The sequence below is a fragment of the Lysinibacillus sp. NPDC093190 genome (genome assembly GCF_050280425.1).
Classification (GTDB): Bacteria; Bacillota; Bacilli; order Bacillales_A; family Planococcaceae; genus Lysinibacillus.
In genome coordinates, this window is the sequence record NZ_JBNNVG010000031.1 from 30,744 (window position 1) to 45,899 (window position 15,156).

Here is a 15,156-nt window from a genome sequence, read left to right on the forward strand (position 1 = left end):
TCATTAAGTCAATTTTATTATTCTCATTACTGAATGTTTAGTTTATTAGAATAGGATGGGTAAACATGTTATCTTTTATTGCAATAGTTCTTCTATTATTTTTAATTCCTGGTCCTGCAGTTATCATTACCATTACGCAAACGCTGAAAGGTGGAAAAAAGAACGGTATTTTCACTGCATTAGGCATTGGCCTAGGTGATTTAGTTCATACGTTAGCAGCTGTATTAGGGTTATCAGCAATTTTAATGAACTCTGCCACTGCCTTTGAAGTGGTGAAATATATAGGTGTTGCATATCTTGTTTATTTAGGTATTCAAATGCTCCTAACAAAACCACAAAAAATAGAAAAACCAACTGTTGAACAAAGTCCGCCAAGTACTTCGTTCCGACAAGGTTTTTTAGCGGAAATTTTAAACCCAAAAACTGCACTATTTTTCTTAGCGTTCTTACCACAGTTTGTTCAACATAATGGCCAATCTATCACTGTACAATTATTGATTTTAGGAATTACTTTTGTTGTGATGAGCGCTTTGTATACTATATTGTTAGCTATTATTACAAGCTTTATTGGTGAAAAAATCTTTACGAAGACATCAAACAATGGTTCGCGTTGGATTGAAAAGGCTGTTGGTTTCGTTTATATAGGTCTAGGTGTTAAATTAGCACTTCAAACTCAAAGTAGATAATATATAGTTTCTTAGGAGAACACGATAAAAATCGTGCTCTCCTTTTTATATTTCAAGAACAAGTCCCATTTCAACTCTTACTTCTTTTTTTTCAATATCTTTATTTGAGTAACTTAATAGGTCACAGCCAATAAGTTGAAATCCATGCTTTCTATAAAATTGTATAGCAGGATAATTAGAAGTTTGTGTTTCTAAAACGATCGCCCTTACTCCTATTTCTGCTGCTCGATTTTTGACCAAAGCCATGAGTTTACTACCAATGCCTTTATGTTGATGAGATTGATCAATATGAATATCATTAATTCTTAAAACATTATGCCACTTCTCATGGCTAAAGCTAACAATTCCTGCTTCTTCTCCATTTAACTCTGCAATATAACATTCAATATCCTCAATATGATCTTCGAAAATTTCTACTTCTAAATATTTGTGAAACGGTGTGTCGAGATGTTTTAACGTAAAATCAATTGTCCAGCCATTTTCCCGTTGTTTATAGGAAACATCATAATAGTTGTCGGAGCTGTATTGATAGATAATTTTTTTACCGTTAGGAAAGTGTTCTTTATATACCCTTTTTATTTGTAACAACTTTAATCTCCCTTTCTTTAAAATAGTTCTTTAGATAATATTATTGCACATGGATATAACTGTAAACAAATTAGAAGATTTACAACTTGAATTAGCTGATTATATTCACAACCACATTCGGATTCTTGTAACACTTGAATACATGAGTTCTATTCAGTGTAAACTTGTACACCTTAAAAAAGCTATTTAGTTTTGTGTAGACAATCCACGTATTATAAAATACTCTTATTACTTATTAATTAAAGAAGGTGTAAATGGATGTATGATATTACAGTTATCGGTTCAGGTGTAAGTAGTGTTTTTTTAGCATATACCTTATCTCAAAGTAATCAAAAGATATTAATTCTTGAAAAAGGAAAATCTCTAGAGGAGAGAAATTGCCCTTTAGATCGAGGCGAAACATGCAATTGTAATATTTGTGAGAAATATTTTGGTTTTGCCGGTTTGGGTAAATCAGAAGGAAAGTTTAATTATACAAGTGATTTTGGTGGCGAATTAGAGCAAAAAGTAGGTAGAGAGAATCTTCTACAATTAATGGATGAAGTTGACGAAATTTTATGCCGTTTCGGTGGAGACTCGGTTATCAAATATTCCACAGCTAATACAGAACTCTCAAAAAGAGCCCAATTATGTAACTTACAGATGTTAACTACTGAGGTGAGGCACCTAGGTACGTCTCTTTCAACAAAGATTTTCCAACAAATTTATAAAGTTTTATCAAGCAAGATAGATATTCAATTTGAGGTAGATGTGCAAGATATAAAAAAAGATAATAATTCTTTCACTTTAATTACAAATAAAGGTGATATCCAATCTCAGCAAGTAGTGTTTGCAACAGGTCGATCCGGAACAGATTGGTTAAAAAAACAATGTTCTAGTCTTGGAGTTAAGCAAGGCAAAACTCGTTTAGATTTGGGTATTAGAGTTGAAATGGCAGAACAACAGCTACGTTTAATTTTGGAAGATACCTTTGAAACAAAACTTGCTTATGCGCATGAAGATATCATTTCAAGTACTTATTGCATGAATCCTAAAGGAAGAATCATTCGTAAATATCAAGAAGGTTTAGTCATGCCAGATGGTCAAAACTTTCGAGAGCAAAAGAATGGAACTACTAACTTAAATTTTACTTTGTTCACTCCAACGTATTTTTCTACTCTTAAAGAAGCAAATACGTATGCACATAAGGTTATCGGTGAAATAAATAAAGGGACAGATCGTATTGTAGTACAACGTTTTGGAGATTTAAGGGAGGGACAGTCTACAACAAAAGAAAATATGTATAATAATCGAATTCAGCCTTCATTAAAAGCTGAATTTGGGGACTTAACTAAAGAAATCCCTTTACTATATATTCAAATCTTGCAGGGATTTTTAAACCATTTGGAAAAATTTATTGGTGAAGCCATTGATGAGGATACATTGCTTTATGGTATGGATGGAAAGTTTTATTCGCCAATAATAGAAACTGACCGAAATTTCCAAACAAATATTCAAGGATTATATGTAATTGGAGATTGTTCAGGAGTTACACATTCATTATCACAAGCAGCAGCTAGTGGTATTTTCGTAGGTAAATATTTAGCTAGTAATTGTTAGTTTTAAGAAATTAATTACTTAATACTTTATTGCAAAATCGTAAAATTTTAAAACGATTTCACTTATTTAACTAAACCAGCTGAATCAAAAATTAACTTTGCTAATTCATTGAAACTTTCTCTATATTGTCCTTGTAAGCAAATACTAATTGATAATTTGTCATAATTACGCCTCATTACTTTATTTTGTTACTCAAAGCAAAGTAATTAAACTATCGCCTACCGACATTATCTCATACTTACTTATTAGCTAAGTCCTTCTCATTCCTTGAAGTGGGAGTCTTCTGTTGGAAAATGATAAAATAAGATTTAAATTATTTGCTCATTGCCGTATTTATACGGGTTTTATGTACATGCTTATAGACCAAAAAGTCTATAAGCTTGATGTTGCCTATTTTATTTATTGTTTAGGTGTATTTGCGGTTAGTGGATTACTGTTTGCTACTAATTGTACTGGTGTCGTGCCTTGCTGAGCGGACTGTGTCATTTGTTGTGCATTGTTCATTAGCCCAAAGCGTTTCAATACACCAAAAATAGCCGCGCCGCCTATAATCCCCCATGCTAAAAATCTCACTGATGAAAGCCTCCTTTCTCATACCGGATTTTTTAAAACAGCTTTAGTATTAGAAATCCTATGCGGTTTATACTGCGTTAGCTAAAAGGGTTTTTGTCCATTTTACAGAATATTTGTAAAAATAACTGAATATAGTAAAATAAAATAGTATAAAATTCGAATGGAGGTAGTACATGAATATTAAAATTGCTTCATTAGAAGAAATTCCACAAATAGAAATATTATATGAAGAACTGTTTTTAGAAATGTCAAAACTACAACCTAAATACATAGCACCCGCAAAGCAGGATGTAGAGTTTCTTAAAAACATAATTTCGGAAGAAAAATCAGACATTTTTGTTGCTGAATTAGATAACAACATTGCCGGATTTTTATTAATTCAAGAATTAGCTACTCCTCTATATTCTTGTATCGTCCAGCATAATTATGCATATATTACGGATGTAATTGTTGGAGGTCAATACCAGAGTAAAGGCATTGGTTCACTTTTGTTACGAGAGGCAAAAAAATGGGCAGAAGAACGTAATTTAGATTACTTGGAGCTAAGTGTCTTAGCAGAAAATATTGGCGCTATTAACTTGTATGACAAACATGGATTTAATGAAACGAGCCGTACTATGCGCTTAGAACTTTAAAAGTATGTATGAATTAGAGCCTGCAGTAAATAAAGCAGGCTCTTTTATATTAGGTCGAATGTTAACATTTCTCCTGTTTATGTTAACTTACAACCTCCCAACTCCAATAAAATCTTTCCACGTAAAATCAATACTTAAAATACCAATTGGAAGCTCGTTAGCTATATATTTTTTTCCAACGGCCACTGTTGGTTTGCGGAAACACACAAGATTATTATAATAACCGAAAGCTCGGCAAATAGACGGACGTACCGAATGAATACCACACTGGTCATTTATTTCGTCATAAAAAATACAGGTTCCATAAAAACGTTGTTGATTTTTTAAATCGAGGCGCATTTTTTTAGGCATCGCTGTGATTTTCTTTTTTATTTTCTTTAACTCTTGTTCTGTAATTGGAACAGGCCCACAACACATTCCTCTGCAACCTTTACAAGGCAAATCTTCCATAAACAATCATCTCCCAGAAAAAGCAAGTGTTAAAATTCCTTCATAATTTGGATTCTCTAGTTCAGTAGCTCAATTGATGCAAAAAAAATAGGACTCTCCTGGCCAGGAGAATCCTATTTTACACTTTAAATTAATAATTGTAAATTATAGCATAAATAAAATACTTTGTCAAACTAAATACACTTACACCAATTACTGTTGTATAAAATGACATCTAGTATTATTACTAATATATAAATATTTGTATTAATTACTTCCGTTATTTAAAATGTGTATTCTTCACCATCTTCCGGCACGAATACATGTGCAGCAATTCCTTTTTCATTAATAAAGCTTCTTAAATCAACTCTTGATAATGTCCAATGATTGACCGCTTCCATATGACTAACGATCATTTTTGCGTTTGGAGCAGCTTTGTGAACTTCATAAATATCATCTTTCCCCATTATGAGAGAGCCTCCCTCCAAAAATTGATTGTCTCCCCCATTAACGACAATAATTTCTGGTTGATTTTTTTCAAGCACTTCTTGAACCCCGTCATACCATACAGTATCTCCAGCGATATATAATTTTTTCTCATTTAAATGGTTAAAGACAACACCACACACTTGACCAGTCAATTTTAAAATTTCTCCCCTGCCGTGTTGGCCTTTTGTTTTGCTTAATTGAATACCTTCAAAAACTGTATCTTCTTGTAAAATTTCCACATTGAAAAAACCAGCGTTTTTAACTTCTTTAGCATCCTCTTCATTTTGAACAAACATTTTAAGATCTTTCGGTAGTACTTCTTTTGCGATTGGATCAAAGTGATCTAAATGTAAATGAGTTACGATCACAGCATCGACATCGAGGAGATTGTCAATGGATGTCGGTAATTGAACTAATGGGTTATTTTGATCTTGTCTCAAAGAGTTTGGATAAGGAGGGTAAGTACCTTTATTTGCCAAAAGTGGGTCGATTAAAAATCTTTTCCCTGCGTATTCGAGTACTAAAGTGGCATTACGAATTTGTTGGATTTTCATTTTTATAACTCCTTTTCTTTAAATTACATTTAGTTTATACTATGTCCAAATAGTAATTACATAGATGAAATCAAGTCTTTTAGCGATTTGACTTGAATAATGAAAGGAGTTACTACATGTTAGATAATACAGACCTGAGTATTATTGATGAGCTTTCTAAAAATAGCCGTATTACGATGAAGGAATTGGGTGAGAAGGTTCATTTGACAGGGCAAGCAGCGTCATCGAGGGTGGCAAGACTTGAAGAAAATGGGGTTATTGAAAGCTATACTATTAATGTGAATCATATAAAATTAGGCAGCAATGTTCATGCATTTATTAATATTTATACAAAAAGTCCGTACCATGAACCTTATCTGTCATTTATAAAAACGCAGCAGCATTTTATTGTTAATAACTTTAAAATCAGTGGAGATAGTTGCTATCTTCTTGAATGCAGATTCCCATCAAACGAAGTATTAGATCAATTTTTAGTCGATTTAAATAAGCATGCAAACTATAAACTGTCTATTGTCATTAGTAAATAGTAAGGATACTAGGCACTCTCCATGGAGAGCCTAGTATTTTTCAATTTCTTTCAATTTTCCACTTTTACATAAACGCTACCGAATAACTTCCCATCAATATAGGCATCCAACTTCCACATGCCGCCTTTTGGGAAAGTCATATTAGTTGGGGCATGGTTATCTGCGCCACTGTTCGCTCCAAGTAACTTAGCATCTGTAACCAATTCAATTTCTTTATGCGTTATTTGGTTAGTACCCTTTACGCTTAGGAACTTTCCTGTTTTGACGCTCTCTCCCCAAAAGTGCCAGCCGTATTTTCCTGTTTTGCTCACAACTATTTTCCCTTCTTTACTATGCGTAAATCCTAATAATTGTGGTTCACCAATGAAGCTTAAGTTTTCAGATGTAAAGTACTCGCTTTCTTTCCACTCATTTTCCTTCGCTAGTACCTCTTCAACAAATCTCGAACTATTATCATGTTGTATTGTGCCGTTAGATTCTTTATGTGAGCAACCTACTAATACCAATCCACAAATTATGATGAAACCTAAAATTCTTTTCACGCTTATTTCCCCCTTTTTATTGTGTAACGACTATTTTTCATTTTTTGTTACAAAAGCAAAATTTATCATTGTCATTTCCGTTATATTCTAAGTGTAATTGCGCAATCTAAACTGTAACTAACAATAACGGAGGTTATAGCAATGAAAAAATTCTTATATATCGGAGCAATGGCAGCATTCTTACTAACTGCTTGTTCTTCTCATGACGAAGCTCCAGCTAGTGAACAAGCAGAAGCAAAAGAAAAAACAGTCAATGCTGAAACAAAAGAAAATCTTGAGAAAAGTTTTCTATATGAATCGGAAGATCCATTTACAAAGTGATTGAAAAGACAGATAACTAATTTAGGTTATCTGTTCTTTATTGTGTCTTTCCAAATACATTCCATCACTGAAATCTCTTCGTTTAAAAACGATACGTCATGGTTAAACGTTTTGGAGACTTCTAATGATTCAAGAACCAATAAAATCAGTCTTATCATGTGGAATTTGATCAATCATATGCGTATCTTGTGCTCATGTTTCATGGCTGTTGTTAACTTTATAACTGTAATAATGCTTCATTAACTGCCCAGCTTTGATGTTCGTGGAATATTCTCACCGAATGTGATAATACCCATAATTAATGCTCCTCTGCTTCTTATTCGCTTAATTTATTTTATCATTCCTTATTAAACTAAATGGCTTCGATAGTTAAAGAAAAAAATCCTGCATAAACAGGATTATAATCAAACTTTATTTTAAATGATCAATCTTTATTATAAGACTCCAACAAACCCCTTAATTTAAAAACTACACCCCCATTATTAAATGGAGGTGCAGCTCAATATGAATGTTCTTATTTTACCATCAATTCACGCTTAAATTGCTTTGATTTTTCTTTCTTTTTAAGAACAACAAACGATATTGCTGTCCCTTGGTTTGGTTTACTTTTAATTTGAAGTCCCTCACCGTAATGTTGTTTTAAGCGAAGATCTGTATTAAGCAATCCAATTCCCGTTGATGTCTCCGATTTTCTTACAAGTAATCGTTCCATCGTCGCTTCATCCATGCCAATACCATCATCCGACACAGTGATCTCAATGTACTTGTCGTAATTTACAATGCGAAGATGAATATTCCCGCCATTTTCACGAGGCAAAATACCATGTTTCAAAGCATTTTCAATTAATGGTTGGATGGTCAGTGATGGTATCATGACGTCTGTAGAAACTTCCACATCCCAAGTTACATTGATCCGCTCCCCAAAACGCTCTTTATGAATATATAAATAGGATCGAACAAGATTTAACTCATCCTCAATTGGAACAAGCTCATCAATATTTTGGAACTTAAATGATTCCCTTAAGAAATCACTCAGTGCTTCAAGTAGCTTACTTGTACGCTCGATATCAATGTCACTTAACGTGATAATGGCATTTAATGTATTGAATAGAAAATGGGGCTGTATTTGTGCCTGAAGCCAAGCTGCCTCCATTCGAAGCCTTTCTTGTGCAGATTGTTTAACGTCAGTAAGTGCTTTTACTCTTGACCTTAACTCTAGAGCATCAACTGGCTTTGTGACGTAATCATTGGCACCAGATAAAAATCCATTTTCAATGTCTTGAGACTGACTTCTTGCCGTAAGAAGTAACACGGGAAGTTCTGTTATTGAAAATTGCTGACGAATTGTACGTACTAATTCGTACCCAGACATAATTGGCATCATCACGTCTGAAATGACTAAATCCCACTCTTGAGACATTAGTATTTCGAGAGCCTTACTTCCACTTGTAACCGTTACTAAGTCGTATTTTTCTATTGAAAGTATTGTTTCGATTACTCTTAAGTTAACTGGATCATCATCGACGACCAAAACTCTAGGTCGATTTGCATCAATGATTGGATGGTTTTCAGTTTTATCATGGAATAGCTCTGTAGAAGTCGCTACTGTTGATTCTTCCTTCGCACTTGATAGCAGAGCCTCATTTTCTGTAGCATTTTCCTCATCAGGTAAGTTTGATATTGGTAAGGTAAAAGTAAATTCAGACCCTTTCCCTACAACTGAATTTGCCTGTAATGTTCCCCCATGTAGTTCAACTAATCGTTTACTAATACTAAGTCCTAGGCCAAATCCACCTTCAATTATTGCCTTACTAAGGGTACCCTGCTTATAAGGTTCAAATATACGTTGAATGGTGTCCTCATCAATACCAATACCAGTATCCGAAATGACAATTTTTGCCATACCATTTTTCACATGACCTGATATTGTCACTTCACCTTCATTCGTGAATTTCACTGCATTATGAAGTAAATTGAAAACAATTTGAATAACTCTATTTTCATCAGCAACTACTTTTGGAAAATTTTCAGGGATTTGATTAATTAACTGAATCTGCTTTCCTTCTTTCATAACATAGAGCATATCTAATACACCCGATACAATTGAGTGAATCGAAAAAGTTTTAAGCTTCAGTTTGGGGTTATTGTCTTTTAAGCTCATAACATCCAGTAAATCATTTAACATTAGTGACATACGACGTCCTACAGAGAGTACTGTTTCTAAATCCTTGACACTTTTGTCACTAAGTACACGTCCTTCTCTTTCCAAAACAACTTTTGAAATGTTAAGGATCCCATGAAGTGGATTTCTTAATTCATGAGACGTATTGGCAAGAAATTCATCCTTTAACTTATCTGTCTTTTGAAGCTTAATAGCAAGTTCTTTCGTATCCGAATGTACTTTAGCATATCCTTTAAACCATAAAATAGCCAAACTAGCCACTGTTATAATAAGATCAAATGGATACATGATCACTTTGATTCCAAATATGAGAAGCAGGCCATCCCAAATAAGATTATTACCAAATGCTAAAATGGCAAGAAGTAAAAAAATATTACTTTTAATCTCTTTAATAGATTTTCGCATAACTGTTAGAATCGTTATAACAATCGGGATTCCTAAAATCATAATGTAAATGCCTTGATTGGTTACTATATAGCGAGTAGGTAGTACGAATGTCAACAATGATGTTATACCACAGAAAATACTAAACCAACATGTATATTTTCTCATATGTTGAGGTAACCAATGTTTTATGCATTGAAGCAGTGAAAAGCCTATGCCGACCATAGAAAGATGAACTAATTTAAAGGCCCAGTCGTAATTTATCGGAAACCAATAAGATAATAATTTGTCATCGCTTCCTAATAGGAAATAAACCATACTGCTAATCGATAACAGAGAAAAGTAGAGTAATCTTCTTTCTTCCATGTTTCCTACAAAAAATAAAATGATGGAATAAATAGCATGTATTAAAAAAACCACTGCTACTAGTTGTTGCATATTTATCGACAACTGAGTTTCCCGTGCTAATATATCTTCTTTCCCTAATTTAATGGAGCGAACAATTCCACCATCGCGAGGGTCCTTAAAGTTAGAAGCCTGAACAATAATTTCGATTTCTTTGTGACCGTTAGCTTCAAAAGAAGCAGTATACGGAACATTATTGGCGACTGTTTTTTCTGCACTTTCCCCTATTTCACCTGATTTTTTCAACAGTCTACCATTTACATATATTTCTGAGGAACTCCGAACACTCGGTACTCGAATACTGTAAGTTATATTGTCTTCAGGATTGACGAGTAATTTTAAGCGATAAGAACCGTAACCATAAGGGCTCATCTCTCCCTCTTGTAAAGATGAACTCCACCCTTTAGGAACCTGTATGTATTTAGCATTCTTCGTGGATTCTAAATGCTTTTCTTCACTAATCAACCAATTGTAAGGATAAAATTCCCACTCTCCATCTAATGTAATAGCATGACCATCATTAAAATTCCAGTTTCTTAAATCCAGTTGACCTTTTTCGGCATGTGGTTGATCTGTATTATTAAATACCTTCAGCCATAAAATTCGTGACCCTGTCAGAAATATAATAAACAAGCTAATGATGAGTGCAATTTTTCTCTTTTTCATTAAAAATAATTGTCAAAAGGTAGTTTGTGTTTTTCTGTTATAACACAAGCTCCTTAGGCAAAATCACACCTCCTACGATATATTATCCTAACAGAGTTACCATTACTTTTAAATCTATTTCTTAAACTAAAAACCTAAATTTTACAATGTATTAATATTTCAATTTTCAAAAAATAATATTAAACAACCTTTTATATAACAGAAAAAAAGACATTTAAGATTTTCATAGTAAATCCGATTTTAAGTAGTCAATATCATACAATAATTGCTAAAAAATATGTGCTACACTTACTTTCATATTACTAAAGAAAAGGTGTTCATGTGATGTTAGAAGAAAGAACCGTTCACTTCGATTATGATTTACAGATTGAAGCCTAGCGTTTCTATGGAATCACACAAAAATCCCCAAATCACTTCCATGATTATTATGTGATTAGGTTTATAGAGAGTGCACAAAGACGTTTAACTTGTAAGAACAAAGAATATATCATCAATACCGGTGATTTAATATGTTTTAATCCACTAGATAATCATGCTTGTGAACAAATTGACAACAAAACATTAGATTATCGTTGTTTAAATATTAAGACTGAAATCATACGAAAAGTGACCAAAGAGATTACTGGAAAAGATTATCTTCCCCAGTTTAAAACTCCGGTTGTTTATCTATGTGAACAAACAAGCATATTACATAATCTTCCTCAGATGATCATGAACAAATCACCAAATAATGAAAAGCAAGAAACATTTTTTTTTATCAAGCAATTAATTGACGAATATTTAGAGCCTCCCCAGGAAGAAGATAATGGTCCAAAAAAAGATATGATTCAAAATATCTGTCAGTATATAGAAGCACATTATAAAGATCGAATTACTTTAGATGATTTAGCAAGAATGGCAAATATGAATAAATACTCTTTAGTACGAGCATTTTTTTTATCGTTTTGGGGAACAACAGATTTTTTAACTTGATAGCAATGCGGCAGGACCCCTAGTTACAATAACAAATGAATTAAAGGAAAATAAAAAGGAATGAGCCCTGTCCAATACAGAGTTCATTCCTCAGTAACTGCTTAAAATATGTGTCTAACTTTTTGGGGTCACTTCATTTGAAGATCCTTATAAATTCGTTATCTTACAGGTTCTATAGATGAGATCCGCCACTTGCATCGAGCAATTGACCAGTTACCCAACGGCTGTCTGAGGAAGCGAGAAAGGCGGCAATATCTGCCACATCCTCGGGTTCTCCCCATCTATTGAAGATTGAAAGACCAGCCGCATATTTTTGTCCATCAAGGTTTTCCAAAGTCTCAGCATTCATCTCTGTATTAATAATTCCAGGCTGGATGGCGTTTACCGTAATATTACGGCTCCCTAGTTGTTTGGCTAGAAGACGCGTAAACGTGTCGATAGCACCTTTGGACATACTGTACGTGAAGACACTTGGAGAAGCTGCACGTGTCACAAAAGATGAAATATTAATAATGCGTCCTCCATCTTTTAAACGTGGCAAAGCTTGTTGAGTAACAAAAAGTGGTGCTTTGACATTAATCTTCATTACCTCGTCAAATGTTTCTTCCGTCGTCTCTTCTAAACTGATAATTTGACCAATTCCAGCATTGTTGACAAGAATATCGAATCCGTCACCACCCATATATTCCCGAATAGTATCATCCAAAGTAGTAAATAAATCTTGAATACCATCTAGAGTACTAAGGTCAGCACCAATCGCGCAAGCATTTCCTCCGCTTTGCTCGATCTGGTGAACAACTGCTTCTGCCTCATTACGTCTTTTCCCGTAATGAACGACGACAAAGGCTCCCTCTTGTGCCAGACGCAATGCAATACTGCGGCCAATTCCTCGACTTGATCCTGTAACTAAAGCTATTTTGCCTACTAACTTACTCATGCTTCCATCTCCTTGTTCAAACATAGTTATATTACATAGATAGTTATATCATGGAACATTATTTGAAATGTTGCTCTCCTATTCGGTTTCAAGGGGGCGATTGCTTCAGATACATTTTTTCGTTTTGTCATAGGTTTCATTGCGTTAATGATAATCTACCCGTACCGACTAAAAGTGACTAATAAAAAAAATGAATTTATTTTTCCTAGTGCTAGTTTATGTGGTGTTACGTTGTATTACCTTTTAGAGAATATTGCCATAACCTTTACAATGGCTTCTAATGTTGGCGTTATCAGTTCCATCGTTCCCTTTTTCACAGCAATTCTTACCTACCTATTTTTGAAGGAGGAACCATTACGGATCAATTTTTTCATTGGATTTGTTGTTGCGATTACTGGTATCTACCTCATCAGCTTTAACGGTGCTACAAAGTTGCAACTTAACCCATTAGGAGATTTATTAGCTGTAACTGCTACGCTCGTTTAGGCTACTTATTCTGTATTGACTAGAAAAATAAGTAGTTACGGATATCATACAATTCAACTGACAAGGGGGTGTTTTTTTACGGGATTCTATTTATGATGGCTGCCCTTTTTCTGTTTGATTTTGAATTGGAACTGAATCGTTTTACAAATCCTGTTTCTTTATTCAATATATTATTCTTAGGTCTTGGCACTTCTGCTCTTTGTTTTATTACATGGAACTATGCTGTTAAAATGCTAGGAACCATTAAAAGTAGTATTTATATTTACGCGGTTCCAGTCATTACAGTACTTACATCTATAATTGTTTTACATGAACAAATAACTTATTTGGCGGCGTTCGGTATAGTTCTAACATTATCTGGTCTTTTTATTTCTGAGAAAAAACTTAGTTCAAAAAAAGCAGAAAAAAATAAGAGTCTAACTAAATTTAATTAATCATTAAAAATCACCAGAACTCAAATTGGAGTACCTGGTGATTTTAATATTTATCAAATGCTATAAAGTCTACTAACAGCTAATATATCCTCCGGCTTATGTAATAAACCTGTAGGAAATGCACCTACTAATTTATCTTTATTGCCTTCTCCCCATAATGCACCAAAGCTCATTATACCAGCCGCATTAGCAGCTAAAATATCTGTTGGCTGATCCCCAATATAAATACAATTTTTCGGTTCAATCTGTAATTCATTTACGGCTTTGAATAAAGGTTCAGGGTTGGGCTTATGCTTTTTACAATCGTCAAGCCCAACAATAACATCGAAAAAAGGATAGAGTTCTGTATTTAATAATTCTTGGACAATATATTTTTTATATTTGGACGATACAATACCGATAGTCACCTTTCTATCCTTTAATGTAGTTAAAACATCGTAAATACCGTTATATTTCTCCACTTTATTATTAAACATTTCATAGTGTTCAAAAAATGATTCTAGCACTTCTTTCTTTTGATTACTAAACCACTCATCAATAATTCTAGTAATCGGTTTCCCAACTAAATAACTTTTTTCTGCATCAGTAAGTTTATTCTTTTTAAATGTTTCTAGACTAGCACAGCAAGCTTGAATGTAACAGCTTTCACTGTTATGCAGTGTACCATCCAGATCAAACAAAATCGTCTCCATATTTCCTCCTAATATTATAATAGCTTCAACTGTTTCAAAGCATAATCTGTTGTCATTGTAATGTTTTCTGGTATTTCATCAATTGAGAACCACTTCACTTTCTCTAAAGCATGCGGTTCTCTATTTTGTACTTCTCCATTTGTAATACGAGCAGTGAAAGTAGGTGCAACATAATGAATATCTTCTGTTTGAATAATATGGTTGGTCACACATACTAATTGTGTAATTTCGATATCCACACCAAGCTCTTCCTTAATTTCTCGTATGATTGCGTTTTCTATTGTTTCCATGTAGTCAACCTTGCCCCCAGGTAAGCTCCAACAGCCTGCTTCAGGTGCTTTTTTACGTAAAACGAGTAAAATTTTGTTGGACTTATCTAGGATAACTGCTCCCACGCCAACCTTTGGTAATTTCTCTTTTTCCATTTTTATTCCTTCCTCTACTATAATACTTTTAATATTTGTTGAAATAGTATAAGTAAAATTATTTTATACGAATACTTCCTCAATTCGGAGTCACTTTTATCAGAGCTAAAACGAACAATAAAAATAAATAAGCACATAATATAAATTAGTTTTATGACTAAATCATCATATATTATTTTTTTGGAATCAAATCCTTATCATTCGTTCCCTAAATCCATTTCCTTTAAAAATTTATATAAATACATACAAAAAAATGAAAGTCCAACTAATAGCAGAATCCCACCAAATATGAAATTCGATAAAATGTACCCTTTCATTATTACTAGGAAACTATCTGTATCCATGCTGCCACCCATTGATGTTAAGTACTCATTTGCAGAATCAACACCATTTTCAACACCATTTATTATTGTTAAAAATCCAATTGTGATTATGACAATTGTAAATATTGCAAATCCATACTTTTTTATACTCTTCATAATTTCATCCATTTTCTCTTCCCCCTGTTCTTCAAAAATGAATTAATCGGTTAAATATACAACTATTAGTTTGTAAAGTCACCGTTTCATTAATCGATAAGGTAGAGTCAACATCTATCTGCAGAAAATTTCCTTTACAAGCTCTAATTGA

At 33.4% G+C, this 15,156-nt stretch carries 18 protein-coding genes; 8 read left to right on the top strand and 10 right to left on the bottom strand.

The genetic code is table 11. The annotated features are described in order from the left end of the window. Positions 1-65 precede the first annotated feature (65 nt). Positions 66-686: a LysE family translocator gene (locus ACQKOF_RS20350; protein WP_427561012.1), complete on the top strand. Its 621-nt coding sequence runs from the start codon at positions 66-68 to the stop codon at positions 684-686. A gap of 45 nt (positions 687-731) precedes the next feature. Here the strand turns inward: ACQKOF_RS20350 and ACQKOF_RS20355 are convergent, their stop codons facing one another. Continuing rightward, positions 732-1,274 (bottom strand): N-acetyltransferase family protein, encoded by a 543-nt coding sequence (locus tag ACQKOF_RS20355; protein WP_427561015.1) that lies wholly within the window; start codon positions 1,272-1,274, stop codon positions 732-734. 258 nt (positions 1,275-1,532) lie between these two features. Between ACQKOF_RS20355 and ACQKOF_RS20360 the strand changes: the two genes are divergently transcribed. Beyond that, positions 1,533-2,873, top strand: a complete 1,341-nt coding sequence (locus ACQKOF_RS20360) for an NAD(P)/FAD-dependent oxidoreductase (RefSeq protein ID WP_427561018.1) — start codon at positions 1,533-1,535, stop codon at positions 2,871-2,873. A gap of 399 nt (positions 2,874-3,272) precedes the next feature. Here ACQKOF_RS20360 and ACQKOF_RS20365 read toward each other — a convergent pair whose 3' ends face one another. After that, positions 3,273-3,446, bottom strand: a complete 174-nt coding sequence (locus ACQKOF_RS20365; RefSeq protein ID WP_400727943.1) for a hypothetical protein — start codon at positions 3,444-3,446, stop codon at positions 3,273-3,275. 173 nt (positions 3,447-3,619) lie between these two features. Here ACQKOF_RS20365 and ACQKOF_RS20370 point away from each other — a divergent pair, with 173 nt between their 5' ends. Then, complete coding sequence (locus ACQKOF_RS20370) at positions 3,620-4,081, top strand: N-acetyltransferase family protein (protein WP_427561021.1); 462 nt, start codon at positions 3,620-3,622, stop codon at positions 4,079-4,081. Positions 4,082-4,168: 87 nt separating this feature from the next. On the opposite strand, the gene ACQKOF_RS20375 is transcribed toward ACQKOF_RS20370, so the two are convergent. Next, the gene (locus ACQKOF_RS20375; RefSeq protein ID WP_427561024.1) at positions 4,169-4,531 is read right to left on the bottom strand and encodes a YkgJ family cysteine cluster protein; all 363 of its coding nucleotides are present in this window, start codon (positions 4,529-4,531) and stop codon (positions 4,169-4,171) included. A 263-nt stretch (positions 4,532-4,794) separates the two neighbouring features. Continuing rightward, positions 4,795-5,553, bottom strand: coding sequence for an MBL fold metallo-hydrolase (locus ACQKOF_RS20380; protein ID WP_427561027.1), 759 nt, complete (start codon positions 5,551-5,553; stop codon positions 4,795-4,797). Positions 5,554-5,669: 116 nt separating this feature from the next. Here ACQKOF_RS20380 and ACQKOF_RS20385 point away from each other — a divergent pair, with 116 nt between their 5' ends. Beyond that, on the top strand, positions 5,670-6,080 hold the full coding sequence (locus ACQKOF_RS20385) for an Lrp/AsnC family transcriptional regulator (RefSeq protein ID WP_427561030.1): 411 nt from the start codon (positions 5,670-5,672) through the stop codon (positions 6,078-6,080). A 50-nt stretch (positions 6,081-6,130) separates the two neighbouring features. On the opposite strand, the gene ACQKOF_RS20390 is transcribed toward ACQKOF_RS20385, so the two are convergent. Next, positions 6,131-6,622 (bottom strand): hypothetical protein, encoded by a 492-nt coding sequence (locus ACQKOF_RS20390; RefSeq protein WP_427561033.1) that lies wholly within the window; start codon positions 6,620-6,622, stop codon positions 6,131-6,133. 141 nt (positions 6,623-6,763) lie between these two features. Here ACQKOF_RS20390 and ACQKOF_RS20395 point away from each other — a divergent pair, with 141 nt between their 5' ends. Beyond that, positions 6,764-6,943 (top strand): hypothetical protein, encoded by a 180-nt coding sequence (locus ACQKOF_RS20395; RefSeq protein ID WP_415733190.1) that lies wholly within the window; start codon positions 6,764-6,766, stop codon positions 6,941-6,943. A 514-nt stretch (positions 6,944-7,457) separates the two neighbouring features. Here the strand turns inward: ACQKOF_RS20395 and ACQKOF_RS20400 are convergent. Continuing rightward, positions 7,458-10,580: a hybrid sensor histidine kinase/response regulator gene (locus tag ACQKOF_RS20400; protein ID WP_427561036.1), complete on the bottom strand. Its 3,123-nt coding sequence runs from the start codon at positions 10,578-10,580 to the stop codon at positions 7,458-7,460. Positions 10,581-10,970: 390 nt separating this feature from the next. On the opposite strand from ACQKOF_RS20400, the gene ACQKOF_RS20405 reads away from it, so the two are divergent. Continuing rightward, positions 10,971-11,552, top strand: coding sequence for an AraC family ligand binding domain-containing protein (locus ACQKOF_RS20405; RefSeq protein ID WP_427561090.1), 582 nt, complete (start codon positions 10,971-10,973; stop codon positions 11,550-11,552). Positions 11,553-11,724: 172 nt separating this feature from the next. Here the strand turns inward: ACQKOF_RS20405 and ACQKOF_RS20410 are convergent, their stop codons facing one another. Next, positions 11,725-12,489: an SDR family oxidoreductase gene (locus ACQKOF_RS20410; protein ID WP_427561039.1), complete on the bottom strand. Its 765-nt coding sequence runs from the start codon at positions 12,487-12,489 to the stop codon at positions 11,725-11,727. Positions 12,490-12,636: 147 nt separating this feature from the next. Between ACQKOF_RS20410 and ACQKOF_RS20415 the strand changes: the two genes are divergently transcribed. Together ACQKOF_RS20415 and ACQKOF_RS20420 are read left to right on the top strand one after the other, a co-directional pair. Beyond that, positions 12,637-12,975, top strand: a complete 339-nt coding sequence (locus tag ACQKOF_RS20415; RefSeq protein ID WP_427561041.1) for an EamA family transporter — start codon at positions 12,637-12,639, stop codon at positions 12,973-12,975. A gap of 92 nt (positions 12,976-13,067) precedes the next feature. Then, positions 13,068-13,409, top strand: coding sequence for an EamA family transporter (locus ACQKOF_RS20420; protein WP_427561044.1), 342 nt, complete (start codon positions 13,068-13,070; stop codon positions 13,407-13,409). A 53-nt stretch (positions 13,410-13,462) separates the two neighbouring features. Here ACQKOF_RS20420 and ACQKOF_RS20425 read toward each other — a convergent pair whose 3' ends face one another. From ACQKOF_RS20425 to ACQKOF_RS20435, 3 genes are all read right to left on the bottom strand, one after another. Beyond that, positions 13,463-14,101, bottom strand: a complete 639-nt coding sequence (locus tag ACQKOF_RS20425; protein WP_427561047.1) for an HAD family hydrolase — start codon at positions 14,099-14,101, stop codon at positions 13,463-13,465. Between the two features lie 14 nt (positions 14,102-14,115). Then, entirely contained in the window at positions 14,116-14,526 is a 411-nt protein-coding gene (locus ACQKOF_RS20430; RefSeq protein ID WP_427561049.1) for an NUDIX domain-containing protein, read from the bottom strand. A 197-nt stretch (positions 14,527-14,723) separates the two neighbouring features. Further along, a complete protein-coding gene (locus ACQKOF_RS20435) occupies positions 14,724-15,017 on the bottom strand; it encodes a hypothetical protein (RefSeq protein WP_427561052.1) in 294 nt (97 codons plus the stop codon). Between the last annotated feature and the right edge of the window lie 139 nt (positions 15,018-15,156).